Here is a 26,509-nt window from a genome sequence, read left to right on the forward strand (position 1 = left end):
GGTAAGCGCTCAGGGTAAAACCAGGTTATCTCTGAACGGTACACAATTCACGCGGCTTATTCAAAAAACTGGCTGATTTTCGCTTTTAAGATATCGATCGCGATGCGGTTTTTACCCCCGCGCGGCACGATGATATCGGCGTATTGTTTGGAGGGCTCAATAAACTGCAGGAACATCGGGCGGACCGTTTTCTGGTATTGCGCCATCACGGAGTCCATTGAGCGGCCGCGTTCATTAACGTCACGCTTGATGCGGCGCATCAGGCAAATATCCAGCGGGGTATCGACGAAAATCGAGAAGTTCATGGATTCACGCAGGCGGGCGTCGGTCAGCAGCAGGATGCCTTCAAGGATAATGACCTTTTTCGGCTCGATGCGGATCGTTTCCTGGGTGCGGGTATGTTCTACGTAACTGTAAACGGGCAGTTCGATCGCCTGGCCGCTCTTAAGCGCTTCTAAATGCTGGAACAGCAGGCTGTGATCCATCGCATTTGGGTGGTCATAGTTCGTTTTAACGCGCTCTTCCATCGACAGATGGGATTGATCTTTGTAATAGCTGTCTTCGGGAATGACGCCGATATGCTCATCACCTACTTGTTCACGCAGTTCGCGATAAAGCGTACTGGCAATTAGACTTTTACCTGAAGCCGATGCGCCGGCGATGCCTATAATGACGCACTGATGAGACTTATCAGTCATAAATTTAGCGACCTGATTAACCTGGATGTAAAGGAAGGACGACGCCGGAGCGTCAAACGCGGCAATTATAGGGATTTCGCGGGCGTGATACCAGTCGAATACTCAGGTTCTGCGAGACTGACCGAAAAGTGACGAGTTATTCCCTGAATGAAATTTAAATGCGCATTTTTTCGCCGCTTACCCGTTTTTTTTCACCGAGTAAGTATTTAATAAGTCTGTGTTGTCAAATTCTGAGCGGTCACCATATGAATTGTAAATTGTTTGTACTAGCATAAACCAAATTATCAAATTCACGCGTTCGGACATCTTCTTCCCTGACGGCATGGCGTCTCTGGATAAAGCGGTAATGAATAAACAATACCAGCGGGTTTTGGTGACCACCCCACATCCTTTATTACGACTTGTCTGTCTGGGCCTGGTCACCTTTATCTTTACCTTATTTTCGCTGGAGCTCACCCGCTTCGGCACCCTGCTGGCCCCGCTCTGGTTTCCCACCGCCATTATTATGGTGGCGTTTTACCGCCATGCCGGAAAAATGTGGCCGGGCATTGCCCTGGCCTGTTCGTTCGGCAATATTCTGGCCTCATGGATGCTGTTCTCCTGGGGGTCGGTCAGCCTCATCTACCCTGCAGTCAACGTCATTGAGGCCGTTATCGGCGCGCTGTTCCTGCGTAAATGGCTCCCGTGGTACAACCCGCTGCAGAATCTGAACGACTGGATCCGCGTGGCCATCGGCAGCGCGCTGGTGCCGCCACTGATGGGCGGCATTCTGGTGTCTCTGCTGGCACCCGGCTCTGAGCCCCTGCGTAATTTCTTCGTCTGGGTGTTGTCAGAAGCCATTGGCGCACTGGCGCTGGTGCCACTGGGGCTGTTATTTAAGCCGCATTATCTGCTGCGCCACCGTGACCCGCGATTGCTGCTGGAAACGCTGACCACGCTGGCCGTGACGTTAGCCCTCAGTTGGGCAGCCATCACCTGGCTGCCGTGGCCCTTCACCTGCGTGATCGTTCTGCTGATGTGGAGCGCCGTGCGCCTGCCGCGGATGGAAGCGTTCATGGTGTTTCTGGTCACCGTGATGGTGGTGTCGCTGATGATTGCCCGCAATCCTCTGGCGCTGACCACCCAGCACGCCGGGCCGATGCTGAACGCTCCCTGGCTGCCGTTCCTGATGCTGCTCCTGCCCGCTAACGTCATGACCATGGTGATGTACGCCTTCCGCGCCGAACGCAAACATATCACCGAAAGCGAAGAGCGCTTTCGTAACGCGATGGAATATTCCGCCATCGGTATGGCGCTGGTCAGCATTGAAGGCAAATGGCTTCAGGCTAACAAGGCGCTGTGCAATTTCCTCGGCTACAGCCAGACGGAGCTTCAGTCACTGACCTTCCAGCAGCTCACCTGGCCAGAAGATCTGAATACCGACCTCGAGCAGCTCGAACAGCTGGTCAACGGCGAGATCAATACCTACTCCCTCGAAAAGCGCTATTACACCCGCGACGGGGAAGTGGTCTGGGCGCTTCTTGCCGTCTCCGTGGTGCGTCATGCCGACGGCTCGCCGCTCTATTTTATTGCCCAGATTGAAGACATTAACGATCTGAAGCAGACCGAGTGGGTCAATAAGCGCCTGATGGAGCGCATTACGCTGGCTAACGAAGCCGGGGGCATCGGCATCTGGGAGTGGGATCTGGAACCCGACATTATCAGCTGGGATAAGCGGATGTTTGAGCTTTATGAAATACCGCCGCACATCAAGCCCACCTGGCAGCTCTGGCACGACACGATGCTGCCGGAGGATCGCGTCCACGCTGAGCAGGTGCTGCGGGACTCCCTGATTTCCCGTCTGCCGTTTAAGCTGGAATTCCGCATCCGCGTGAAGGAAGGCGTGCGTCATATTCGCTCCCTGGCGAACCGGGTGCTCAATAAGCAGGGGGAAGTTGAACGGCTGCTCGGCATCAACATGGACATGACCGAGGTTAAGCAGCTTAACGAGGCCCTCTTCCAGGAAAAAGAGCGTCTGCACATTACCCTCGACTCCATCGGTGAAGCGGTGCTGTGCACCGATATCAACATGAACGTCACCTTTATGAACCCGGTCGCGGAGAAAATGAGCGGCTGGCTGCAGACCGAGGCTATCGGCCAGCCGATCCTGAAGGTGTTACACATTACCTTCGGTGAAAAAGGGCCGCTGATGGAGAATATTCACAGCGGCGATATGTCCCGTTCCGATATCGATCAGGATGTGGTGCTGAACTGCCGTACTGGCGGCAATTATGATATCCACTACAGCATTACGCCGCTCAGCACGCTGGATGGACAGAATATTGGCTCGGTGATCGTCATTCAGGACGTCACCGAGTCGCGCAAAATGCTGCGCCAGCTAAGCTACAGCGCCTCCCACGATGCCCTGACCCATCTGGCAAACCGGGTCAGCTTCGAAAACCATCTCAAACGGCTCTTGCAGACCGTTCGCGAAACGCGCCAGCGCCATGCCCTGGTGTTTATCGACCTCGATCGCTTCAAAGCCGTCAACGACACGGCTGGCCACGCCGCGGGTGATGCCCTGCTGCGGGAACTGGCTTCCCTGATGTTGACCATGCTCCGCTCCAGCGACGTGCTGGCGCGTCTGGGCGGGGACGAGTTCGGGTTACTGTTACCGGACTGCAACCTGGAAAGCGCGCGCTATATCGCCGGTCGCCTGATTCATGCCATCAACGACTATCACTTTATGTGGGAAGGCCGCCTGCACCGGATCGGCGCCAGCGCCGGCATCACGCTGATTGATGAAAATAACCACCAGGCGTCGGAGATCATGTCGCAGGCGGACATTGCCTGTTACGCCTCAAAAAACAGCGGGCGCGGCATGGTGACGGTGTATGAACCCCAGCAGGAGCGGGATCATCACACGCGCAGCATGATGTCGCTTGATGAACAGTGGCACATGATTAAAGACAATCATCTGATGATGATTGCCCGCAGCGTCGCCTCCCCGCGCATCCCGGAGAGCAGTAATTTCTGGCTGCTGTCGTTACGCCTGTGGACCAGCCAGGGCGAAGTTCAGGAAGAGCATGCCTTCCGCTCGGGTCTGGCGGAGCCTGAGCTTCTGCACGCCCTCGACAGACGGATCTTTAGCGAGTTTTTCCGCACCTATGCCACCCAGATCGCCAGTAAAGGCATGGGCGTGGCGCTGCCGCTCTCGGAGGCCGGTTTAGCCAGCGTGACGCTGGTCGATGAACTGCTCGATCTGCTGGATAAAAGCCCGATGCCGGGCCGTCTGCTGCATCTGGTTATCTCTGCCGATGTGGTGTGCAACCCCGATAAAAACCTGCATAGGGGTCTGCAAAAGCTTCGCCAGGCGGGCTGCCGCGTGATCTTCAGCCAGGTGGGACGCGACATGAACGTCTTTACCCACCTGACCGCGAATATGGCCGACTATCTGATGCTGGATGCAGAGGTGGTAACCAACGTGTATGGCAATCTGATGGATGAGATGATGGTGACCATTGTTCAGGGCCACGCCCAGCGTGTGGGAATGAAAACTATCGCGGGCCCCTGTAACCAGCCCATCATGATGGATACGCTCTCCGGCATCGGCATCGATTTTATCTTTGGTGACACCATCGCCGAGCCGCAGCCATTAGATCTTCTGCTCAACACCAGCTATTTCGCCATCAACTGACGGTGCCCAGCCGTCGGTATACCAGATGTGCAGCAGCGCGTAGGAGCGCCACGGCTTCCAGCGTTCGGCATAACGACGAATTTGCGCGGGCGTCATTCCGGCGAAGCGCTGTTTAATCAGGTAATCATCCGGCAGAAACACATCTTTCGCCTGCCAGCCGCGCAGGGCCAGATAATTTGCCGTCCAGCGCCCTATCCCCGGCCGCTGCTGTAACGCCTTCATCCCCTCTTCTGTATTCGCGGGCGGGGAAAGCGGAAACGTTCCGTCGATAACCGACTGCGCCAGATGAATCAGCGACTCCGCGCGCTTTAGCGGCATACCCAACGCCTTCAGCGCCAGCGGGTCCGCTGCCGCCAGCGCCTGGGGCGTGGGGAAGCAGAGATAGCCCGGACAATCCGCCACCGGTTCGCCACAGAGCGCCACCACGCGTGACGCCAGCTTCGCCGCCATCGCCACGCTCACCAGCTGCCCGAGGATCGCCCGGACGCCCTGCTCGTACGCATCCATCGCCCCCGGTAAACGCAAGCCTGGCCTTGCAGCACCGAGTTCGCCCAGCGTTTCTGCTATTTGCTGCGGGTTACAGCGGAGATCGAACAGGCGTTCGATGCGTTCAAGACACGCCTGCGCAACCGGAATTAACCCCGGGCTGAGCGTCACGGTCAGCGTATGTGTTGCGAGATCCGGCGTCACGCGGAAAATCCCCTGATGCCCCTCGCAGGCAAAACTGCGCTCATAGTAATCGTTGGTGACGGTTTCAATGCCCGTTACCGCGCGCGCGCCAAGAAAACCAAACATCCACTGCCAGTCATAAGGGGGAAGCCAGGTGAGGGTATACATCGTTGCTCCTTTTTTAGTGTTATCAGCATAAACGTAAAGACCCTGTTTTGCCTTGCTTTCATATTCCTGTTGTCGCCATGCAGACATTTCGTTAAAGTCTCGCCCCTTCTCACCGGCATGGGGATTCATCGTGTTTATTGGATTTGACTACGGTACGGCAAACTGCTCGGTTGCGATTATGCAAGACGGGCAGCCACGGCTCCTGAAGATGGAAAAAGAGAGCACGCTGCTGCCGTCTATGCTCTGCGCACCGACGCGTGAAGCGGTGAGCGAGTGGCTGTTCCGCCACCATCAGGTTCCGGCCACGGCGGCGGAGACCCAGGCGCTGCTGCGCCGGGCGGTCAGCTTTAACCGCGAGGAGGACATCGACGTTACGCCCTCCAGCGTGCAGTTCGGCCTCGCCTCGCTCGGGCACTACATTGAAGACCCCGAAGAGGTCTACTTCGTTAAGTCGCCAAAATCCTTCCTCGGCGCCAGCGGCCTGAAGCCGCAGCAGGTCGCGCTGTTCGAAGACCTGGTGTGCGCGATGATGCTGCATATTCGCCAGCAGGCGCAGACGCAGGTCTCCGATGCGATTACCCAGGCGGTGATTGGCCGCCCGATCAACTTCCAGGGGTTGGGTGGCGACGAGGCCAACCAGCAGGCGCAGGGGATCCTGGAGCGCGCGGCGCACCGCGCCGGCTTCCGCGACGTGGTATTCCAGTATGAACCGGTTGCCGCAGGGCTGGACTTCGAAGCCACGCTGACGGAAGAGAAGCGCGTGCTGGTCGTGGACATCGGCGGGGGCACGACGGACTGCTCGCTGCTGCTGATGGGGCCGCAGTGGCATCGCCGTCGCGATCGTGAAAACAGCCTGCTCGGGCACAGCGGCTGCCGCGTGGGCGGTAACGATCTGGATATCGCCCTGGCCTTCAAGAGCCTGATGCCGCTGCTCGGCATGGGGGAGCAAACCGAAAAAGGCATCGCCCTGCCGATCCTGCCGTGGTGGAACGCGATAGCCATCAACGACGTGCCGGCGCAGAGCGATTTTTACAGCACCGCCAACGGCCGCTTCCTTAACGATCTGGTGCGCGATGCCCAGGACGGCGAAAAGGTCGCCCTGCTCTATAAAGTGTGGCGTCAGCGTCTGAGCTACCGCGTGGTGCGTACGGCGGAAGAGAGCAAAATCGCCCTGTCCGACCGCGCTGAACATGCGGTCTCCCTGCCGTTTATCAGTGACGAACTGGCCACTGCCATTTCGCAGGACGGGCTGGAGACGGCGCTTGCCCAGCCGCTGCAGCGCATTCTGGAACAGGTGCAGCTCGCGCTGGAGAACGGCAAAGAGAAGCCGGACGTGATTTACCTGACCGGCGGTAGCGCTCGTTCACCGCTGATCAAGAAAGCGCTGGCCGAACAGCTGCCGGGAATACCTATCGCGGGCGGCGATGACTTTGGCTCCGTTACCGCAGGGCTGGCGCGCTGGGCGCAGGTGATGTTTAGCTAGTGCGGTTGTGCCGGGTGGCGGCTTCGCCTACCCGGCCTACAAAACGTGTGTTGTTGTAGTGCGGTCTGGTGCCCTCTCCCACAAAACACCAAAAACGGCAACATCCGTTGCCGTTCGCATTTACCTTGTAGGCCGGGTAAGCGAAGCGTCACCCGGCAACACTCAGACAATTCCCGACAGTCTTCCATATTTCCTCCATTTTTCCGCTGTGTTGCCTGACTAAACTAGTATCATTCCCCGAAGTATTCAGGATGAGAACGTATAACGATGAAAGGCAGTAACAAATCCCGCTGGGCAATCGCCGCTGGCATCATTGTGGTGGCCCTTGCCGCCGCCTGGTACTGGCACAGTCAATCCGCGAACACCGCCGCACCGGCCGGCGCCACCAGCCAGACCCAGCGCCCCACGGGTGGAGGTCGTCACGGCATGCGCGGTGGCGCGCTGGCGCCGGTTCAGGCGGCGACGGCGGTGAATAGAGCCGTTCCTCGCTATCTCACCGGTCTCGGGACCATCACCGCTGCCAACACCGCCACGGTGCGCAGCCGCGTCGACGGCCAGCTCATCGCGATCCACTTCCAGGAAGGTCAGCAGGTCAAAGCGGGCGATCTGCTGGCGGAAATCGACCCGAGCCAGTTTAAGGTCGCCCTTGCCCAGGCGCAGGGACAGCTCGCGAAAGACAACGCGACCCTCGCCAACGCCCGGCGCGATTTAGCCCGCTACCAGCAGCTGGTGAAAACAAACCTGGTGTCCCGTCAGGAGCTGGATACCCAGCAGTCGCTGGTCAGTGAAACGCAGGGCACGATCAAAGCGGACGAAGCCGCCGTGGCCAGCGCCCAGCTGCAGCTGGACTGGAGCCGCATCACCGCGCCGATTGACGGACGCGTCGGCCTGAAGCAGGTCGATATTGGCAACCAAATCTCCAGCGGCGACACCACGGGCATCGTGGTGATCACCCAGACCCACCCGATTGATTTAGTCTTTACCCTGCCGGAAAGCGATATCGCGACCGTCACGCAGGCGCAAAAAGCCGGTAAAGGCCTGGTGGTGGAAGCCTGGGACCGCACCAACAAGCAGAAGCTGAGTGAAGGGTCTCTGCTCAGTCTGGATAACCAGATCGACACCACCACCGGCACCATCAAGCTGAAGGCGCGCTTTAATAACCAGGACGATGCCCTCTTCCCGAACCAGTTCGTCAATGCGCGCATGCTGGTGGCGACCGAAGAAAACGCGGTGGTGATCCCCACCGCTGCGCTGCAGATGGGTAACGAAGGTAACTTCGTCTGGGTGCTTAACAGCGACAATAAGGTCAGCAAGCATCTGGTGAAAACCGGGATTCAGGACAGCCAGACGGTGGTCATCAGCGCCGGGCTTTCCGCAGGCGACCGCGTGGTCACCGACGGCATTGACCGTCTGACCGAAGGGGCCAAAGTGGAAGTGGTGGAACCGGCGAAACAGGGAGCGACCTCCTGATGCAGGTGCTGCCGCCGGGCTCCACAGGTGGGCCGTCACGCCTGTTTATCCTCCGTCCTGTCGCCACCACGCTGCTGATGGTGGCGATCCTGCTCGCCGGGATTATCGGCTATCGCTTCCTGCCGGTCTCGGCGCTGCCGGAGGTGGACTATCCCACCATTCAGGTGGTGACGCTCTATCCCGGCGCCAGCCCGGATGTCGTGACGTCCGCCATCACCGCCCCGCTGGAGCGCCAGTTCGGCCAGATGTCGGGGCTAAAACAGATGTCCTCCCAGAGCTCCGGCGGGGCATCCGTGGTGACGCTGCAGTTCCAGCTGACGCTGTCGCTGGACGTCGCCGAGCAGGAGGTGCAGGCCGCCATCAACGCCGCCACAAACCTGCTGCCGTCAGACCTGCCTAACCCGCCGGTCTACAGCAAAGTGAACCCGGCCGATCCGCCGATCATGACGCTGGCCGTCACCTCCTCCGCCATGCCAATGACCCAGGTCGAAGACATGGTCGAAACGCGCGTGGCGCAGAAAATTTCTCAGGTCTCCGGCGTCGGCCTCGTCACCCTGGCGGGCGGACAGCGCCCGGCGGTGCGCGTCAAGCTTAACGCGCAGGCCATCGCCGCGCTGGGGCTCACCAGCGAAACCATCCGCAGCGCCATCAGCAATGCCAACGTCAACTCGGCGAAGGGCTCGCTGGACGGCCCAACCCGCGCCGTGACGCTCTCGGCGAACGACCAGATGCAGTCCGCCGACGAATATCGTCAGCTGATTATCGCCTACCAGAACGGCGCGCCGGTGCGTCTGGGCGACGTGGCGACCGTAGAACAAGGCGCGGAAAACAGCTGGCTGGGGGCCTGGGCCAACAGGCAGCAGGCGATCGTGATGAACGTGCAGCGCCAGCCGGGCGCAAACATCATCGAAACCGCCGACAGCATCCGCACCATGCTGCCGCAGCTGATCGAAAGCCTGCCGAAGTCGGTCAGCGTGAAGGTGCTTTCCGACCGTACCACCAACATTCGCGCGTCGGTCACCGACACCCAGTTCGAGCTGATGCTGGCGATTGCGCTGGTGGTGATGATCATTTACCTGTTCCTGCGTAACGTCCCGGCGACCATTATTCCCGCCGTCGCCGTACCGCTCTCGCTGGTCGGCACCTTTGCGGTGATGGTGTTCCTCGATTTTTCGATCAACAACCTGACGCTGATGGCGCTCACCATCGCCACCGGGTTCGTGGTGGATGATGCCATCGTCGTCATCGAGAACATCTCGCGCTATATCGAGAAAGGTGAGAAACCGCTGGCCGCCGCGCTGAAAGGCGCAGGTGAAATCGGCTTTACCATTATCTCGCTGACCTTCTCGCTGATTGCGGTGCTGATCCCGCTGCTGTTTATGGGCGATATTGTCGGGCGGCTGTTCCGCGAATTTGCCGTGACGCTGGCGGTTGCCATTCTGATCTCCGCCGTGGTGTCGCTGACCCTGACGCCGATGATGTGCGCCCGCATGCTGAGCCATGAGTCCCTGCGCAAGCAAAACCGCTTCTCGCGCGCCTCCGAGCGCATGTTCGAGCGCATTATTGCCGCCTACGGTCGCGTGCTGGCGAAAGTCCTCAACCACCCGTGGGCCACGCTCGGCGTGGCGCTCGGCACGCTGGCGCTCAGCGTGATGCTGTGGATTTTCATTCCGAAAGGCTTCTTCCCCATCCAGGACAACGGCATTATTCAGGGCACGCTTCAGGCCCCACAGTCGGTCTCTTTTGCCAATATGGCGCAGCGCCAGCAGCAGGTATCTGACATCATCATGAAGGATCCGGCGGTAGAGAGCCTGACCGCTTACGTCGGCGTGGACGGCACCAATCCGTCGCTCAACAGCGCGCGTCTGCAGATCAACCTCAAGCCGCTGGATGAGCGCGACGATCGCGTCAACGCCGTCATTGAGCGGCTGCAAAACGCCGTCGCCCGCGTGCCGGGCGTTGAGCTTTACCTGCAGCCGATTCAGGATTTGACCATCGATACCCAGGTCAGCCGCACGCAGTACCAGTTCACGCTGCAGGCCACCTCGCTGGACGCGCTCAGCACCTGGGTGCCGCAGCTGGTGGATAAACTCAAAACCCTGCCGCAGCTCGCCGACGTCAGCAGCGACTGGCAGGACAAAGGGCTGGCCGCGTATGTGAACGTCAACCGCGACGCCGCCAGCCGTCTGGGCATCACCATGGCGGACGTGGATAACGCCCTGTACAACGCCTTCGGTCAGCGTCTGATCTCCACCATCTACACCCAGGCGAACCAGTACCGCGTGGTGCTGGAGCACAACACCGACAACACGCCCGGCCTGGCGGGGCTGGACTCGGTGCGCCTGACCAGCAAAGACGGCGGCATTGTGCCGCTGAGCGCTATCGCCACGGTGGAAGAACGCTATACCCCGCTGTCGATTAACCATCTGGATCAGTTCCCGTCCACCACCATCTCCTTTAACGTGCCGGACAATTACTCTCTGGGCGAAGCGGTGGAGGCCATTCAGGCGGCGGAAAAAGCGGTAAGCTTCCCGGCTGATATTCAGACCCAGTTCCAGGGCAGCACCCTGGCGTTCCAGGCCGCGCTGGGCAACACCATCTGGCTGATCGTGGCGGCGGTCGTGGCGATGTACATCGTGCTCGGCGTGCTGTACGAGAGCTTTATCCACCCGATCACCATCCTTTCTACCCTGCCGACGGCGGGCGTGGGGGCACTGCTGGCATTAATGCTGGCGGGCAGCGAGCTGGACGTGATTGCCATCATCGGTATCATCCTGCTCATCGGGATCGTGAAGAAAAACGCCATCATGATGATCGACTTCGCCCTGGCCGCCGAGCGCGAGCAGGGCATGTCGCCGCGCGATGCGATTTTCCAGGCCTGCCTGCTGCGTTTTCGCCCCATCCTGATGACCACGCTGGCCGCCCTGCTGGGCGCGCTGCCGCTGATGCTCAGCACGGGCGTCGGCGCGGAGCTGCGCCGTCCGCTGGGTATCGGCATGGTCGGCGGTCTGCTGGTGAGCCAGGTGCTGACGCTGTTCACCACGCCGGTGATCTACCTGCTGTTTGACCGCCTGGCGCTGTGGACCAAAAGCCGCTTCCCGAAACGTGAAGAGGAGGCATAAGTGAAGTTTTTCGCCCTCTTCATTTATCGCCCGGTGGCGACGATTTTAATCTCGCTCGCCATTACCCTCTGCGGCGTGCTGGGCTTCCGGCTGCTGCCGGTGGCCCCCCTGCCGCAGGTGGATTTCCCGGTGATCATGGTCAGCGCCTCGCTGCCGGGCGCCTCGCCGGAAACCATGGCCTCGTCCGTTGCCACGCCGCTGGAGCGTTCGCTCGGGCGAATTGCGGGGGTCAACGAGATGACCTCCAGCAGCTCGCTGGGCAGCACGCGCATTATTCTGGAGTTCAGCTTCGACCGGGATATCAACGGCGCGGCGCGCGACGTGCAGGCGGCCATCAATGCCGCACAGAGCCTGCTGCCGAGCGGGATGCCGAGCCGTCCGACCTACCGCAAGGCCAACCCGTCCGACGCGCCGATCATGATCCTGACGCTGACCTCGGATACGTATTCGCAGGGGCAGCTGTACGATTTTGCGTCTACCCAGCTGGCGCAGACCATCTCACAAATTAACGGCGTCGGGGACGTGAGCGTCGGCGGGAGTTCCCTGCCCGCGGTACGCGTGGGGTTAAACCCGCAGGCGCTGTTTAACCAGGGCGTGTCGCTGGATGACGTGCGCTCCGCCATCAGCAACGCCAACGTGCGCAAACCGCAGGGGGCGATTGAGGACAACAGCCACCGCTGGCAGATCCACACCAACGACGAGCTGAAAACCGCGGCGGAATATCAGCCGCTCATCATCCACTATAACAACGGCGCGGCGGTGCGCTTAAGCGACGTGGCCAGCGTTACCGACTCGGTGCAGGACGTACGCAACGCCGGGATGACCAACGCCAAGCCGGCGATTCTGCTGATGATCCGCAAGCTGCCGGAGGCCAACATTATTGAGACGGTGAACAGCATTCGCGCCCGTCTCCCGGAGCTGCAGGAGACCATCCCGGCAGCAATCGATCTGCAAATTGCTCAGGATCGCTCCCCGACGATTCGCGCCTCGCTGGAAGAGGTGGAGCAAACGCTGGTGATCTCCGTCGCGCTGGTGATCCTGGTGGTCTTCCTGTTCCTGCGATCCGGCCGCGCGACGCTGATCCCGGCGGTGGCCGTGCCGGTCTCGCTGATCGGCACCTTTGCCGCCATGTACCTGTGCGGGTTTAGCCTCAACAACCTGTCGCTGATGGCCCTGACGATTGCCACCGGCTTCGTGGTGGATGACGCCATCGTGGTGCTGGAAAACATTTCCCGCCATCTGGAAGCGGGCGTGAAACCGCTGCAGGCCGCGCTGCAGGGCACGCGCGAGGTGGGCTTTACGGTGCTCTCCATGAGCCTGTCGCTGGTGGCGGTCTTTCTGCCGCTGCTGCTGATGGGCGGGCTGCCGGGCAGGCTGCTGCGCGAATTTGCCGTCACCCTTTCGGTGGCTATCGGCATCTCGCTGATTATCTCGCTGACGCTGACGCCAATGATGTGCGGCTGGATGCTCAAGCGCAGCAAGCCGCACTCGCAGCCGCGCCGCAAAGGCTTTGGCCGCGTGCTGATGGCGATGCAGGAGGGCTACGGCAAATCGCTGAAGTGGGTGCTGAACCACACAAGGCTGGTCGGCCTGGTGCTGATCGGCACCATCGTGCTCAACGTGTGGCTGTATATTACCATCCCGAAAACTTTCTTCCCGGAGCAGGATACCGGCGTGCTGATGGGCGGCATTCAGGCGGACCAGAGCATTTCCTTCCAGGCGATGCGCGGCAAGCTGCAGGACTTTATGAAGATCATTCGGGAAGACAAAGCCGTGGATAACGTCACTGGCTTTACCGGCGGGTCGCGCGTCAACAGCGGGATGATGTTTATTACCCTGAAACCGCGCGGCGAGCGCAACGAAACCGCCCAGCAGGTGATTGACCGCCTGCGGGTGAAGCTCGCCAAAGAGCCCGGAGCCAACCTGTTTTTGATGGCCGTTCAGGATATCCGCGTCGGCGGGCGACAGGCGAACGCCAGCTATCAGTACACGTTGCTCTCGGACGACTTAGCCGCCCTGCGCGAGTGGGAGCCGAAGATCCGCAAGGCGCTGGCCGCCCTGCCCCAACTGGCGGACGTAAACTCCGATCAGCAGGACAACGGCGCCGAGATGGCCCTGACCTACGACCGTGAAACCATGTCGCGGCTGGGCATCAACGTAGAAGCCGCCAACAGCCTGCTGAACAACGCCTTCGGCCAGCGCGAGATCTCCACCATCTACCAGCCGATGAACCAGTACAAGGTGGTGATGGAGGTTGACCCGCGCTACACCCAGGACATCAGCGCCCTGGACAAAATGTTTGTGATTAACAACGACGGCAAGGCGATTCCGCTCTCGTACTTTGCCAGCTGGCAGCCCGCCAACGCGCCGCTGTCGGTGAACCACCAGGGGCTGTCGGCGGCGTCGACCATCTCCTTTAACCTGCCCGCCGGTTCGTCACTTTCCGAGGCCAGCGACGCAATCAACCGCGCGATGACGCAGCTTGGCGTACCGTCCACCGTGCGCGGCAGCTTTGCCGGGACCGCGCAGGTATTCCAGGAGACGATGAACTCGCAGGTGATTTTAATTCTGGCCGCCATCGCTACGGTCTATATTGTGCTGGGCGTGCTGTATGAAAGCTACGTGCACCCGCTGACCATCCTTTCGACGCTGCCGTCGGCGGGCGTGGGGGCACTGCTGGCCCTGGAGCTGTTCGGCGCGCCGTTCAGCCTTATCGCGCTCATCGGGATCATGCTGCTGATCGGCATCGTGAAGAAAAACGCCATCATGATGGTGGACTTCGCGCTGGACGCCCAGCGCAACGGCAACCTCTCGCCGGAAGAGGCCATCTTCCAGGCCTGCCTGCTGCGCTTTCGTCCGATCATGATGACCACCCTGGCGGCGCTGTTTGGCGCGCTGCCGCTGGTGATCTCGGGCGGCGACGGTTCCGAACTGCGCCAGCCGCTGGGGATCACCATTGTCGGCGGCCTGGTGATGAGCCAGCTGCTGACGCTGTACACCACGCCGGTGGTCTATCTGTTCTTCGACCGCCTGCGGCTGCGCTTTTCGCGTAAAAACAGAACTACGGTGACAGGATAAATGACAGAGCTTCCCAGCAACGTTCGCTGGCAATTATGGATAGTCGCCTTCGGCTTCTTTATGCAGTCGCTGGATACGACCATCGTCAACACCGCCCTCCCCTCCATGGCGAAAAGCCTCGGGGAGAGCCCGCTGCATATGCACATGGTGATTGTCTCCTACGTGCTGACGGTTGCCGTGATGCTGCCCGCCAGCGGCTGGCTGGCCGATAAGGTCGGCGTGCGGAATATCTTCTTTACCGCCATCGTGCTGTTTACCTCCGGCTCGCTATTTTGCGCGCAGGCCAACACCCTCGACCAGCTGGTCATGGCGCGCGTGCTGCAGGGCATCGGCGGGGCGATGATGGTGCCCGTCGGGCGACTAACGGTGATGAAGATTGTGCCGCGCGAGCAGTACATGGCGGCGATGACCTTTGTCACCCTGCCCGGTCAGGTGGGGCCGCTGCTTGGGCCTGCGCTGGGCGGTATGCTGGTGGAGTACGCCTCCTGGCACTGGATCTTCTTAATCAATCTCCCGGTAGGCATCATCGGCGCGATGGCCACCCTGACGCTGATGCCGAACTACAAAATGCAGACCCGGCGCTTTGATTTCTTCGGCTTTATTCTGCTGGCGGCAGGCATGGCCACGCTTACCCTGGCACTCGACGGGCAAAAGGGGCTGGGGATTTCCACCCTGATGCTCGGGTTGCTGGTGGTTATCGGCATTTCCACCATTGCAGGGTATTTGTGGCATGCTCGCGGCAATGACCAGGCGCTGTTCAGCCTGAACTTGTTTAAAAACCCAACCTACCGTCTCGGGCTGTTCGGCAGCTTTGCCGGACGCGTCGGCAGCGGCATGCTGCCGTTTATGACGCCCGTTTTTCTGCAAATTGGCATGGGCTTTTCGCCATTCCACGCGGGCCTGATGATGATCCCAATGGTGCTCGGCAGCATGGGGATGAAGCGGATGGTGGTGCAGGTGGTGAACCGCTTTGGCTACCGTCACGTGCTGGTGGCAGCCACGCTGGGGCTGGCGCTGGTCAGCCTGCTGTTTATGGCCGTGGCGCTGATGGGCTGGTACTACGTCCTGCCGCTGGTGCTGTTCTGCCAGGGGGTCATCAACTCCATGCGCTTCTCGTCGATGAATACCCTGACGCTGAAGGACCTGCCGGACGATCTGGCGAGCAGCGGCAACAGCCTGCTGTCGATGATTATGCAGCTCTCCATGAGCGTGGGCGTGACGATCGCGGGGTTGCTGCTCGGCATGTACGGCCAGCACCATCTCAGCGTCGACACGCCGGTGGCGCATCAGGTCTTTATGTATACCTACCTCAGCATGGCGGTCATCATCGCCCTGCCCGCGTTCATCTTCGCCCGCGTGCCGGATGATACCAGCAAGAACGTCGTGATTAGGCGCGGCAAAAGGAGTGGCTCATGAAATTCTGGCGTCCGGGTATTACCGGCAAGCTCTTTCTGGCGATTTTTGCCACCTGTATTGTCCTGCTGATCACCATGCACTGGGCGGTGCGGGTCAGCTTTGAGCGCGGCTTTATTGATTACATCAAGCATGGCAATGAGCAGCGTTTGCAGGGCTTAAGCGATGCGCTGAGTGAACAGTACGCCCAGCACGGCAACTGGCGTTTTCTGCGCAATAACGACCGCTTTATTTTCCAGATCCTGCGCTCGCTGGAGCACGATACCGGTGATGACCGTCCGGGCCCGGGCATGCCGCCGCACGGCTGGCGCACCCAGTTCTGGGTGATCGACCAGGACATGCGCCCCCTGGTTGGCCCGCGCGCGCCGATACCGCCGGACGGCACCCGTCGGGCGATTAAAGTGAATAACGCGACCGTCGGCTGGGTTATCGCCTCGCCGGTGGAGCGCCTGACGCGCAACACCGACATCAACTTTGACCGCCAGCAGCGCCGGACCAGCTGGCTGATTGTCGCCCTCTCCACGCTGCTCGCCGCGCTCGCCACCTTCCCGCTGGCGCGCGGTCTGCTCGCCCCGGTGAAACGCCTGGTGGAGGGCACGCACAAGCTGGCCGCCGGGGATTTCACCACCCGCGTCGATACCCGCAGCCAGGACGAACTGGGCAAGCTGGCGCAGGACTTTAACCAGCTCGCCAGCACCCTGGAGAAGAACCAGCAGATGCGCCGCGACTTTATGGCCGATATTTCTCACGAGCTGCGCACCCCGCTGGCGGTGCTGCGCGGCGAACTGGAGGCCATTCAGGACGGCGTGCGCCAGTTTACGCCGGAATCGGTGGCTTCCCTGCAGGCGGAGGTGGGCACGCTCACCAAGCTGGTGGACGATCTCCACCAGCTCTCCATGTCCGACGAAGGCGCGCTGGCCTACCAGAAGGCGCCCGTAGACGTCATTAACGTGTTGGAAGTGGCGAGCGGCGCCTTCCGTGAACGCTTTGCCAGCCGCAACCTGAAAATCGACCTCTCCCTGCCGGACAGCGCGGTGGTGTTTGGCGACAAAGATCGGCTGATGCAGCTGTTCAACAACCTGCTGGAAAACAGCCTGCGCTACACCGACAGCGGTGGCGGGCTGCATATCTCCGGCAGGCAGGACAACGGGCGCTTCGCCCTCACCTTCGCGGATTCCGCCCCCGGCGTGCAGGACGCGCAGCTGGAAAAACTGTTCGAGCGCTTTTACCGTACCGAAGGCTCCCGCAACCGCGCCAGCGGCGGCTCCGGCCTGGGGCTGGCGATTTGCGTTAACATCGTCGAGGCGCATAATGGCACGATCCGCGCCGCCCATTCGCCTTTTGGCGGGGTTAGCATTACAGTAGAGTTACCTCTGGAACGGGATTTATCGAGAGAAGTATGACCGAGTTACCGATTGACGAAAACACGCCGCGCATTTTGATCGTCGAAGACGAACCCAAGCTGGGACAGCTGCTGATCGACTATTTACGCGCGGCCAGCTATGCCCCGTCTCTGATCGGCCACGGCGACCAGGTGCTGCCCTACGTGCGCCAGACTCCGCCGGATCTGATCCTGCTGGATTTAATGCTGCCTGGCGTTGATGGCCTGACCCTGTGCCGGGAAATTCGCCGCTTCTCCGACGTACCGATCGTCATGGTCACCGCCAAAATTGAAGAGATTGACCGCCTGCTGGGGCTCGAAATCGGCGCTGACGATTATATCTGCAAACCCTACAGCCCGCGTGAAGTGGTCGCCCGCGTGAAAACCATTCTGCGCCGCTGCAGGCCGCAGCGCGAGCTTCAGGTGCTGGACGCCGAAAGCCCGCTGATTGTGGATGAAAGCCGCTTCCAGGCGAGCTGGCGCGGCAAGCTGCTGGACCTGACGCCTGCTGAGTTCCGCCTGCTGAAAACCCTCTCCCACGAGCCGGGAAAAGTCTTCTCCCGTGAACAGTTGCTGAACCACCTGTACGACGATTACCGCGTGGTGACCGACCGCACCATCGACAGCCACATCAAAAACCTGCGCCGCAAGCTGGAGTCGCTGGACGCCGAACAGTCGTTTATTCGCGCGGTGTATGGCGTGGGGTATCGCTGGGAAGCGGATGCGTGCAGGATTGCCTAGTGAGCCGCTGGTCAATCCAGGCCGGGTAAGGCGAAACCGCCACCCGGCACAATAACTTTACCTCCCTGCACCGCAGCGCTACAATGCCCGCCCTTAATGTGGGGGATCTCCCCTTACCGCTGCACCAGGTGCACGCGGATCTGACCTGTCATCAGAACGAGAACAAACATGTTTAAACCGGAACTCCTTTCCCCGGCGGGAACGCTGCAAAATATGCGTTACGCTTTCGCCTATGGCGCCGACGCCGTGTATGCGGGCCAGCCGCGCTACTCGCTGCGCGTGCGTAACAACGAATTCAACCACGAGAACCTGCAGCTCGGCATCAACGAGGCGCACGCTCTGGGTAAAAAATTCTACGTGGTAGTCAACATCGCGCCGCACAACGCCAAGCTGAAAACGTTCATCCGTGACCTGAAGCCGGTGGTGGATATGGGGCCGGACGCGCTGATCATGTCGGACCCGGGTTTAATCATGCTGGTTCGGGAGAACTTCCCGGAGATGGATATCCACCTCTCCGTACAGGCTAACGCCGTCAACTGGGCGACGGTGAAGTTCTGGAAGCAGATGGGGCTGACCCGCGTCATCCTGTCCCGCGAGCTTTCGCTGGAAGAGATCGAAGAGATCCGCACCCAGGTGCCGGATATGGAAATCGAAATCTTCGTTCACGGCGCGCTGTGCATGGCCTACTCCGGCCGCTGCCTGCTCTCCGGCTATATCAACAAGCGCGACCCGAACCAGGGCACCTGCACCAACGCCTGCCGCTGGGAATATAACGTCCAGGAAGGCAAAGAGGACGACATCGGCAACATCGTCCACAAGCATGAGCCGATCCCGGTGACTAACGTCGAGCCTACGCTGGGCATCGGCGCGCCAACCGACAGCGTGTTTATGATTGAAGAAGCCAAGCGTCCGGGCGAGTACATGACCGCCTTTGAAGACGAGCACGGCACCTACATCATGAACTCGAAAGATCTGCGCGCCATCGCCCACGTTGAGCGCCTGACCCAGATGGGCGTGCACTCCCTGAAGATTGAAGGGCGCACCAAATCCTATTACTACTGCGCGCGTACCGCACAGGTGTACCGCAAAGCCATCGACGATGCGGCCGCCGGTAAACCGTTCGATACCAGCCTGCTGGAAACGCTGGAAGGCCTGGCGCACCGCGGCTATACCGAAGGTTTCCTGCGCCGTCATACCCACGACGACTACCAGAACTACGAGCACGGCTACTCCGTTTCCGAGCGCCAGCAGTTTGTCGGTGACTTCACCGGCGAGCGCAAAGGCGCGCTGGCGGCCGTGGCGGTGAAAAACAAATTCACCAAAGGCGACAGCCTGGAGCTGATGACCCCGCAGGGCAACATGAACTTCACGCTGGAGCATCTGGAAAACGGCAAAGGCGAAGCGATTGAGGTCGCGCCAGGCGACGGGCACACCGTCTGGCTGCCGGTTCCGGAAGAGGTGGAGCTGAAGTTCGCACTGCTGATGCGTAACTTCAACGGTGAAAGCACCCGAAACCCACACGGCAAATAGTCAATCAGGGAAATTTTTTCGCGCTGGGATAATTCTTAGAATCGGATCACATACCGCTTCGTTCAATACGGGTATTATCCCCCCGCTGAAAAACATAACCCATAAATGCTAGCTGTACCAGGAACCACCTCCTTAGCCTGCGTAATCTCCCTTACGCGGGCTTATTTTTTGCCTTCTCTCTCCTCAACCCAGGCAATGAGTTCGTCGATTTGCTTCTCTGAGAACACGGCGATCCCATTCTCAGCGAGCAACGACGCAGCAACCCCCATCCCCGCTTTCTGTATACCGCGAAACGATCCGTCATAAATAAACTCACTGCCGCACGTTGGGCTGCCATCGGTTAACAATGCAGCGCTACACCCCGACGCCTGAGCAGCGCGTAGCGCGAGCCAGGCTGCAAGCTGATAATGTTCGGTCACATCCTGCCCGGTATTTTCCATAATTCTGGCTTGCCCGAGCATCACGTTTTTCCCATCAGCAGACATAATCTCTGCCGGTGGACGAGGCACAGGCAACCCGGCTGCAAGCTCTGGGCAGTGGATAACCAGACGTTGTTCCTGTTGCCAGCGAGCGAGTTGCTCGTTCATTCGCGCTTTTTCACTTCCGTTATAACGGACCCTGAAGCCCATCAGGCACGCGCTTACCAAAATTTTATTCATCATCACTTTCCTGTGATTACATTAATCTCATCGCTGAAGTGTAACGCGCTTTTGTGCCTGTTTTGTTCCTTTCATCCTGTTCTTACCCGCTTTTTTCCTCTCTGCTATACACTCTTACTAACGCTAAAAAAGGGAGCAGCGAGGATGGCAACCTATCCAGACAGTTTATTGATTCTCAACGGCAAAAGTGCGGGCAACGATCTGCTGCGTCAGGCCATTCAGGGTTTGCGTGACGACGGCGCGCGCATCCACGTCAGAGTAACATGGGAAAAAGGCGACGCGGCACGTTATATCAATGAAGCCCTCGGGCTTGGCATTGAGACCATCATTTCCGGCGGCGGCGATGGCACCATCAATGAGATCGCATCAGCGCTGATCGACCTGCCCCCGGCAGACCGCCCGGTGATGGGTATTTTACCGCTCGGCACCGCCAATGATTTTGCCACCAGCGCCGGGATCCCCGAGGCGTTAGAGAAAGCGCTTCAGCTGGCGATCCTCGGTAAAGCGACCGCGGTAGATATTGCGCAGGTGAATGACAAAACCTGCTTTATCAATATGGCCACCGGCGGGTTCGGCACGCGCATCACCAGCGAAACGCCGGAAAAACTCAAGGCTGCGCTGGGCGGCGTGTCGTATCTGATCCACGGTCTGATGCGCATGGATACCCTCAAGCCTGACCGCTGCGAAATTCGCGGCGAAGATTTCCAGTGGCAGGGCGACGCGCTGGTGATTGGCATCGGTAATGGTCGTCAGGCCGGCGGCGGGCAGCAGCTGTGCCCGGAGGCGCTGATCAATGACGGTCAGCTACAGCTGCGGATTTTCACGGGTGACGGCCTGCTGCCCGCGCTGTTTACCACGCTGACGCAGCCGGAAGAGAGTCCGAATATCATTGACGGGAAATCCGCATGGTTTGAGGTAAATGCCCCGCACGGTATGACCTTTAACCTCGACGGGGAACCGCTCAGCGGGACGCAGTTCCGCATTGAGGTGTTGCCCGGCGCGCTGCAGTGTCGGTTGCCGCCAGACTGTGTGCTTTTGCGCTGATGGTATTGCCGGGTGGCGGCTACGCCTTACCCGGCCTACGCTTAGCCCCCAGGTCAGGCAATCGTGACTTTGCTGTCCAGATAAACGTCCTGTACTGCATTGATCAGCTTCACGCCGTCAGCCATCGATTTCTTAAACGCCTTACGGCCAAGGATCAGCCCCATGCCGCCCGCGCGTTTGTTGATCACCGCCGTACGCACCGCGTCTGACAGGTCAGTATCGCCGCCCGCCGCGCCACCGGAGTTAATCAGCCCTGCGCGGCCCATGTAGCAGTTCGCCAGCTGGTAGCGCACCAGGTCGATCGGGTTATCGCTGGTCAGTTTGCTGTAGACACGGTCATCGGTATAACCGAAGTTCACCGCCTTATAGCCGCCGTTATTCTCGGCCATTTTCTGCTTCACGATATCCGCGCCGATGGTCGCCGCCAGATGGTTCGCCTGGCCGGTAAGATCGGCCGACACGTGGTAATCCACGCCATCTTTTTTGAACGCCGAGTTGCGCAGGTACGCCCACAGCACGGTCACCATACCCAGCTCGTGCGCGCGCTCAAACGCCGCAGAGATCTCTTCAATTTGACGACGAGACTGTTCTGAGCCGAAATAGATGGTCGCCCCAACGGCAACCGCCCCCATATTGAACGCCTGCTCGACGCTGGCATAGAGCGTCTGGTCATATTCGGTGGGGTAGCTCAGGGTTTCATTGTGGTTCAGCTTCACGAGGAACGGAATGCGGTGGGCATAGCGACGCGAGACGGAGGCCAGCACGCCGTAGGTGGACGCCACGCAGTTACAGCCCGCTTCAATCGCCAGCTCAACAATGTTCTTGGGATCGAAATAGAGCGGATTCGCCGCGAAGGAGGCGCCCGCCGAGTGCTCAACGCCCTGGTCTACCGGCAGAATAGAGAGATATCCGGTGCCGCCGAGCCGCCCGGTGTTATAGAGCGTCTGCATATTTCTTAGCACGGCAGGCGGACGGTTGTTATCGACCATCACGCGGTCAACGTAGTCATGACCAGGCAGGTAAAGCTGGTCGGCTGGAATGGTCATACAACGATGCTGTAAAAGGCTGTCGGCGTCTTTGCCAAGCAACTGCGCAATATCAGTCATGTGATACTCCCGTAAGTTCGACGTCATGTCGGTGTGCGTTTATCCAGTCCCATCTTTTATGGGCAGACTAAGCCTGGTACCGACTTAACAGATTTTCCACCCTTTGCAATTTTTTTCAGCACAATCTGCTGGCTCGATTCGTGTATAACAAAACTGTTACATTGATCAAACAATCGCCACAAAGGTATTTAAAAGGTATTATTGAATAGTATGTTAAAGGCGTACCCTCTCTGACATGCAGGATTCAAAAATGAAAACGAAAGTCCAACTGTCATTCATGATGTTTGTTGAATGGTTTATCTGGGGCGCGTGGTTTGTGCCGCTGTGGCTGTGGCTGAGCAAAAGCGGTTTTACCGCCGGGGAAATCGGCTGGTCTTATGCCTGTACCGCCATTGCCGCTATCCTCTCCCCAATTCTGGTCGGCTCGCTGACGGACCGCTTCTTCGCCGCGCAGAAAGTACTGGCGGTGCTGACGGACCGCTTCTTCGCCGCGCAGAAAGTACTGGCGGTGCTGATGTTTGCCGGCGCGATTCTGATGTACTTCGCGGCACAGCAAACCCAGTTCAGCACCTTCTTCCCGCTGCTGCTGGTTTACTCCCTGACCTACATGCCCACCATCGCGCTGACCAACAGCATTGCCTTCGCGAACGTGGACGACGTCGAGGCCGATTTTCCGCGCATCCGCGTGATGGGTACGATCGGCTGGATCGCCTCCGGGCTGGCGTGCGGATTCCTGCCGCAGATGCTGGGCTATAGCGATATCTCCGATACCAATATTCCCCTGCTGATGACAGCCGCCAGCTCCGCGCTGCTCGGCGTCTTTGCCCTCTTCCTGCCGAACACGCCGCCGAAGAGCACTGGCAAGCTGGACTTCAAAGTGATGCTGGGGCTGGACGCGCTGATCCTGCTGCGCGACAGAAACTTCCTCGTGTTCTTCTTCTGCTCGTTCCTGTTCGCCATGCCGCTGGCCTTCTACTACATTTTCGCCAACGGCTATCTCACTGAAGTGGGAATGAAAAACGCCACCGGCTGGATGACGCTCGGCCAGTTCTCTGAAATCTTCTTTATGCTGGCGCTGCCGTTCTTTACCAAACGCTTTGGTATTAAGAAGGTCTTGCTGCTGGGTCTGATTACCGCCGCCATCCGCTACGGGTTCTTCGTTTACGGCGGTGCGGAACAATACTTCACCTACGCCCTGCTGTTCCTCGGCATTCTGCTGCACGGCGTGAGCTACGACTTCTACTACGTCACCGCGTATATCTACGTGGATAAAAAAGCGCCGGTGCATATGCGCACCGCCGCGCAGGGCCTGATTACGCTCTGCTGTCAGGGCTTTGGTAGCCTGCTGGGTTACCGCCTGGGCGGCGTGATGATGGAAAAAATGTTCGCCTACAAAGAGCCGGTGAATGGGCTGACCTTCAACTGGGCCGGAATGTGGACATTTGGCGCAATCATGATTGCCGTGATTGCCGTGCTGTTTATGCTGTTTTTCCGCGAATCGGACAAAGAGATCGCTGCAATTGCGGTGGTTGATGGCGATGCCGCGCTGACACAAGGGGAAGTTAAATGAAACAAGAACGTATTCTCGGTGCCCTTTACGGGCAGGCGTTAGGGGATGCGATGGGCATGCCGTCGGAGCTGTGGCCGAGAAAGCGCGTCAAGGCGCACTTCGGCTGGATCGACCGCTTTTTACCCGGCCCGGCAGAAAATAACGCGGCCTGCTATTTCAGGCAGGCAGAGTTTACAGACGATACCTCAATGGCGCTGTGCCTGGCCGATGCGATCATCGAGTGCGACGGGGAGATTAACGCAGACGTTATCGGCAAGCATATCCTTAACTGGGCGCTCGATTTCGACGCGTTCAACAAGAACGTGCTTGGCCCCACTTCCAAAATCGCACTGAATGCGATTCGTGACGGGAAGCCGGTCAGCGAGCTGGAAAACAACGGCGTGACCAACGGGGCGGCGATGCGCGCCTCCCCGCTGGGCTGTCTCCTTCCGGCGACGCGGCTGGAACACTTTGTTGAACAGGTGGCGCAGGCCTCCAGCCCGACCCATAAATCGGACCTCGCGATTGCCGGCGCGGCGGTGATGGCCTGGGCGGTTTCCCGCGCCATCGACGGCGAAAGCTGGCAGAACATCGTTGATGCCCTACCGGGGATCGCCCGCTATGCGCAGGAGATGAAAACCACCACCTTCAGCGCGTCGCTGGCGGCGCGTATTGAGCTGGCGCTTAAGACCGTACGGGAAGCCAACGGTATTGAGTCCGCCAGCGAGCAGGTTTATCAGCTGATTGGCGCGGGAACCAGCACCATTGAGTCCGTTCCGGCGGCCATTGCGATGGTGGAACTGGCAGGAACCGACCCGAACCGCTGCGCCATCTTATGCGCCAATCTGGGCGGTGATACGGACACTATTGGCGCCATGGCGACGGCCATCTGCGGCGCGCTCCACGGCGTGCAGGCGATTGATCCGGCGCTCAAAGCCGAACTCGACGCCGTCAACCAGCTCAACTTCGGCCATTATTGCGAAAAACTGCTGCACTTCAGGGAGCAAAGGGAGGGCGTATGAAGGCATTTGCCCAACGTCTCGAAAACCTGCACGCCACGCGCCCGGTGACGGTGCTGGGCGCCGCGGTGATTGACGTCATCGCCGACGCCTACGCCCTACCCTGGCGCGGGTGCGATATCGAACTTAAGCAGCAGGGCGTAAATATTGGCGGCTGCGCGCTGAACATTGCCATCGCCCTGAAACGCCTCGGGATCGCCGCGCAAAATGCCCTTCCCGTCGGCCATGGCGTGTGGGCGGATATTATCCGCAACGCCATGGCGAAGCAGGATCTGCACAGCGCCGTAGAGGCTGAAACCGGCGACAACGGCTGGTGTCTGGCGCTGGTGGAGCCTGACGGCGAGCGCACCTTTATGTCCTTTAGCGGCGTGGAAAACCAGTGGCAGCAGCGCTGGCTGGATGCGCTTCACGTTCCGCAAAACAGCCTGGTTTATCTCTCCGGCTACCAGCTGGCCTCGCCGTGCGGCGAACTGCTGACAGGCTGGCTGGAAGGGTTACGTGACGTGACGGCCTTTATCGATTTCGGCCCACGCATCGCGGATGTTCCTGATGCGCTGATGGAGAGAATCATGGCCTGCAGGCCAATCGTGTCGCTCAATCGTCAGGAAGCGGGGCTCGCGGCTGAAAGACTGGGTGTGGAGGCTGAAAACCTGGGTGAAGTGTGGCAGCAGCGCTTCGGCGCCGCGCTGATTGTGCGCCATGATAAAGACGGCGCTACGTGTTATGACGGTGACGCCTCGGGCGTTGTTCCGGCGTTTCCGGCTACGGTTGTGGATACCATTGGTGCAGGCGACAGCCACGCGGGCGGCACGCTGGCCGGGCTGGCTGCGGGATGGTCACTGGCAGATGCCGTTCTGCTGGGGAATGCCGTGGCGTCATGGGTGGTCAGCCACCGCGGCGGCGATTGCGCCCCGACGCGCGAGGCACTACTCCTCGCACACAAAGACGTATAGATCGCTGCGACAGTAGCTGATGCTGTACTCAATCGGCCGGTGCTGCTGGTCAAGTGCGACCTGCTTGATCACCAGCACCGGTATTTTTTCGTCCATCTTAATGTGCGCCTGAAACTCGCTGTCGGGCATGCGTGCGCTCACCCTTGAGCGGGTGCGCTGCGGGAAGATATTCTGACTGCGGAAGTAGTCATAGAGCGAAATGCCAATCGCATCCGGGTCGGGAATTAACCCGACGGGGACCCAGGACTCTTCAATCGACACCGCATCGTCATCGACATAGCGAATGCGCTTGAGCAAAAAGACCTCGCTGTCCGGGGAGATCGACAGGTGGTTGGCCACCTCTTCCGGACACTTCACCACCCGCTTGTTGACCCAGAGCGTATTCGGCTTCTTGCCGCGCAGCACCACCTGCTGGGAAAAACCGCGCGCCTCTTTAAGCGAATATTCGAAGATATTGTTGATTTGCGTGCCATAGCCACGGGCGCGCGTCACCACGCCCTCTTCTTCCAGCGCCTGCATCGCTTTACGCACGGTAATGCGCGACACCCCGGTCAACTGGCTCAGATCGCGCTCGCCGGGCAAAATATTCCCGTGCTCCAGCACCCCGCTGCGCACCGCGTTTTTTACCGTTTCGGCAAACTTCAGGTACAGCGGCGTGTTATCGGGCGCGGCGATCCGTTCATTCAGTTGAGCGATTAACCGGGTATGCGCTTGTTCCATCTCTGTTTTCTCAGGCGTGATGTATTCTGC

General features: G+C 59.6%; 18 protein-coding genes. 13 read left to right on the top strand and 5 right to left on the bottom strand.

What is annotated here, in order from left to right; genetic code table 11:
• Window positions 1-56 precede the first annotated feature (56 nt).
• A complete protein-coding gene (gene udk, locus PI91_RS17745; RefSeq protein ID WP_008500855.1) occupies window positions 57-698 on the bottom strand; it encodes a uridine kinase in 642 nt (213 codons plus the stop codon).
• Window positions 699-1,044: 346 nt separating this feature from the next.
• Here udk and PI91_RS17750 point away from each other — a divergent pair, with 346 nt between their 5' ends.
• The gene (locus PI91_RS17750; RefSeq protein ID WP_039266724.1) at window positions 1,045-4,374 is read left to right on the top strand and encodes a diguanylate cyclase; all 3,330 of its coding nucleotides are present in this window, start codon (window positions 1,045-1,047) and stop codon (window positions 4,372-4,374) included.
• Here the strand turns inward: PI91_RS17750 and alkA are convergent.
• Window positions 4,333-5,211 carry a DNA-3-methyladenine glycosylase 2 gene (gene alkA / locus PI91_RS17755; RefSeq protein WP_032675171.1) on the bottom strand — a complete coding sequence of 293 codons (879 nt, stop codon included), beginning with the start codon at window positions 5,209-5,211 and terminating at the stop codon, window positions 4,333-4,335. The two genes, PI91_RS17750 and alkA, sit on opposite strands and share 42 nt — an antisense overlap.
• 130 nt (window positions 5,212-5,341) lie before the next feature.
• Here alkA and yegD point away from each other — a divergent pair, with 130 nt between their 5' ends.
• The 8 genes from yegD (at window position 5,342) to yegQ (ending at window position 19,429) form a co-directional block, all read left to right on the top strand.
• Window positions 5,342-6,694 (top strand): molecular chaperone, encoded by a 1,353-nt coding sequence (gene yegD / locus PI91_RS17760; RefSeq protein WP_039266725.1) that lies wholly within the window; start codon window positions 5,342-5,344, stop codon window positions 6,692-6,694.
• Between the two features lie 267 nt (window positions 6,695-6,961).
• On the top strand, window positions 6,962-8,164 hold the full coding sequence (locus PI91_RS17765; RefSeq protein ID WP_039266726.1) for an MdtA/MuxA family multidrug efflux RND transporter periplasmic adaptor subunit: 1,203 nt from the start codon (window positions 6,962-6,964) through the stop codon (window positions 8,162-8,164).
• Entirely contained in the window at window positions 8,164-11,286 is a 3,123-nt protein-coding gene (locus PI91_RS17770; protein WP_039266727.1) for an MdtB/MuxB family multidrug efflux RND transporter permease subunit, read from the top strand. Before PI91_RS17765 ends, PI91_RS17770 begins: the two co-directional genes overlap by 1 nt.
• On the top strand, window positions 11,287-14,364 hold the full coding sequence (gene mdtC, locus PI91_RS17775; protein WP_039266728.1) for a multidrug efflux RND transporter permease subunit MdtC: 3,078 nt from the start codon (window positions 11,287-11,289) through the stop codon (window positions 14,362-14,364).
• Complete coding sequence (locus tag PI91_RS17780) at window positions 14,365-15,780, top strand: MFS transporter (protein WP_039266729.1); 1,416 nt, start codon at window positions 14,365-14,367, stop codon at window positions 15,778-15,780. It begins immediately after the preceding gene.
• Window positions 15,777-17,180: a two-component system sensor histidine kinase BaeS gene (gene baeS, locus PI91_RS17785; protein ID WP_021241469.1), complete on the top strand. Its 1,404-nt coding sequence runs from the start codon at window positions 15,777-15,779 to the stop codon at window positions 17,178-17,180. Before PI91_RS17780 ends, baeS begins: the two co-directional genes overlap by 4 nt.
• The gene (gene baeR / locus PI91_RS17790) at window positions 17,177-17,899 is read left to right on the top strand and encodes a two-component system response regulator BaeR (RefSeq protein ID WP_039266730.1); all 723 of its coding nucleotides are present in this window, start codon (window positions 17,177-17,179) and stop codon (window positions 17,897-17,899) included. The genes baeS and baeR overlap by 4 nt, the downstream gene beginning before the upstream one ends.
• 168 nt (window positions 17,900-18,067) lie before the next feature.
• Window positions 18,068-19,429 carry a tRNA 5-hydroxyuridine modification protein YegQ gene (gene yegQ / locus PI91_RS17795; protein ID WP_008500866.1) on the top strand — a complete coding sequence of 454 codons (1,362 nt, stop codon included), beginning with the start codon at window positions 18,068-18,070 and terminating at the stop codon, window positions 19,427-19,429.
• A 161-nt stretch (window positions 19,430-19,590) separates the two neighbouring features.
• Here yegQ and PI91_RS17800 read toward each other — a convergent pair whose 3' ends face one another.
• Entirely contained in the window at window positions 19,591-20,091 is a 501-nt protein-coding gene (locus tag PI91_RS17800) for a DUF523 domain-containing protein (RefSeq protein WP_039266731.1), read from the bottom strand.
• Window positions 20,092-20,232: 141 nt separating this feature from the next.
• On the opposite strand from PI91_RS17800, the gene yegS reads away from it, so the two are divergent.
• On the top strand, window positions 20,233-21,132 hold the full coding sequence (gene yegS, locus PI91_RS17805; RefSeq protein ID WP_039266732.1) for a lipid kinase YegS: 900 nt from the start codon (window positions 20,233-20,235) through the stop codon (window positions 21,130-21,132).
• Window positions 21,133-21,185: 53 nt separating this feature from the next.
• Here the strand turns inward: yegS and fbaB are convergent, their stop codons facing one another.
• Window positions 21,186-22,238: a class I fructose-bisphosphate aldolase gene (gene fbaB, locus PI91_RS17810; RefSeq protein ID WP_008500869.1), complete on the bottom strand. Its 1,053-nt coding sequence runs from the start codon at window positions 22,236-22,238 to the stop codon at window positions 21,186-21,188.
• Window positions 22,239-22,488: 250 nt separating this feature from the next.
• Here fbaB and PI91_RS17815 point away from each other — a divergent pair, with 250 nt between their 5' ends.
• From PI91_RS17815 to PI91_RS17825, 3 genes are read left to right on the top strand one after another with little or no spacing between them, the layout of a single operon-like run.
• The gene (locus PI91_RS17815; protein WP_039266733.1) at window positions 22,489-23,808 is read left to right on the top strand and encodes a nucleoside permease; all 1,320 of its coding nucleotides are present in this window, start codon (window positions 22,489-22,491) and stop codon (window positions 23,806-23,808) included.
• Window positions 23,805-24,809, top strand: a complete 1,005-nt coding sequence (locus PI91_RS17820; protein WP_021241473.1) for an ADP-ribosylglycohydrolase family protein — start codon at window positions 23,805-23,807, stop codon at window positions 24,807-24,809. Before PI91_RS17815 ends, PI91_RS17820 begins: the two co-directional genes overlap by 4 nt.
• The gene (locus PI91_RS17825) at window positions 24,806-25,759 is read left to right on the top strand and encodes a PfkB family carbohydrate kinase (RefSeq protein WP_039266734.1); all 954 of its coding nucleotides are present in this window, start codon (window positions 24,806-24,808) and stop codon (window positions 25,757-25,759) included. The genes PI91_RS17820 and PI91_RS17825 overlap by 4 nt, the downstream gene beginning before the upstream one ends.
• Here the strand turns inward: PI91_RS17825 and PI91_RS17830 are convergent.
• On the bottom strand, window positions 25,733-26,479 hold the full coding sequence (locus PI91_RS17830; protein ID WP_008500873.1) for a GntR family transcriptional regulator: 747 nt from the start codon (window positions 26,477-26,479) through the stop codon (window positions 25,733-25,735). The genes PI91_RS17825 and PI91_RS17830 overlap by 27 nt on opposite strands.
• Window positions 26,480-26,509 lie beyond the last annotated feature (30 nt).

It is taken from the genome of Enterobacter sp. FB, from assembly GCF_000805795.1.
Taxonomy (GTDB): domain Bacteria; phylum Pseudomonadota; class Gammaproteobacteria; order Enterobacterales; family Enterobacteriaceae; genus Enterobacter; species Enterobacter roggenkampii.

What these genes read in the sequence shown, in the direction of transcription:
- udk (WP_008500855.1), bottom strand. Translation starts at nt 698, where the DNA reads ATGACTGATAAGTCTCATCAGTGCGTCATTATAGGCATCGCCGGCGCA.
- PI91_RS17750 (WP_039266724.1), top strand. Translation starts at nt 1,045, where the DNA reads ATGAATAAACAATACCAGCGGGTTTTGGTGACCACCCCACATCCTTTA.
- alkA (WP_032675171.1), bottom strand. Translation starts at nt 5,211, where the DNA reads ATGTATACCCTCACCTGGCTTCCCCCTTATGACTGGCAGTGGATGTTT.
- PI91_RS17765 (WP_039266726.1), top strand. Translation starts at nt 6,962, where the DNA reads ATGAAAGGCAGTAACAAATCCCGCTGGGCAATCGCCGCTGGCATCATT.
- PI91_RS17770 (WP_039266727.1), top strand. Translation starts at nt 8,164, where the DNA reads ATGCAGGTGCTGCCGCCGGGCTCCACAGGTGGGCCGTCACGCCTGTTT.
- PI91_RS17780 (WP_039266729.1), top strand. Translation starts at nt 14,365, where the DNA reads ATGACAGAGCTTCCCAGCAACGTTCGCTGGCAATTATGGATAGTCGCC.
- baeS (WP_021241469.1), top strand. Translation starts at nt 15,777, where the DNA reads ATGAAATTCTGGCGTCCGGGTATTACCGGCAAGCTCTTTCTGGCGATT.
- baeR (WP_039266730.1), top strand. Translation starts at nt 17,177, where the DNA reads ATGACCGAGTTACCGATTGACGAAAACACGCCGCGCATTTTGATCGTC.
- yegQ (WP_008500866.1), top strand. Translation starts at nt 18,068, where the DNA reads ATGTTTAAACCGGAACTCCTTTCCCCGGCGGGAACGCTGCAAAATATG.
- PI91_RS17800 (WP_039266731.1), bottom strand. Translation starts at nt 20,091, where the DNA reads ATGATGAATAAAATTTTGGTAAGCGCGTGCCTGATGGGCTTCAGGGTC.
- yegS (WP_039266732.1), top strand. Translation starts at nt 20,233, where the DNA reads ATGGCAACCTATCCAGACAGTTTATTGATTCTCAACGGCAAAAGTGCG.
- fbaB (WP_008500869.1), bottom strand. Translation starts at nt 22,238, where the DNA reads ATGACTGATATTGCGCAGTTGCTTGGCAAAGACGCCGACAGCCTTTTA.
- PI91_RS17815 (WP_039266733.1), top strand. Translation starts at nt 22,489, where the DNA reads ATGAAAACGAAAGTCCAACTGTCATTCATGATGTTTGTTGAATGGTTT.
- PI91_RS17820 (WP_021241473.1), top strand. Translation starts at nt 23,805, where the DNA reads ATGAAACAAGAACGTATTCTCGGTGCCCTTTACGGGCAGGCGTTAGGG.
- PI91_RS17825 (WP_039266734.1), top strand. Translation starts at nt 24,806, where the DNA reads ATGAAGGCATTTGCCCAACGTCTCGAAAACCTGCACGCCACGCGCCCG.
- PI91_RS17830 (WP_008500873.1), bottom strand. Translation starts at nt 26,479, where the DNA reads ATGGAACAAGCGCATACCCGGTTAATCGCTCAACTGAATGAACGGATC.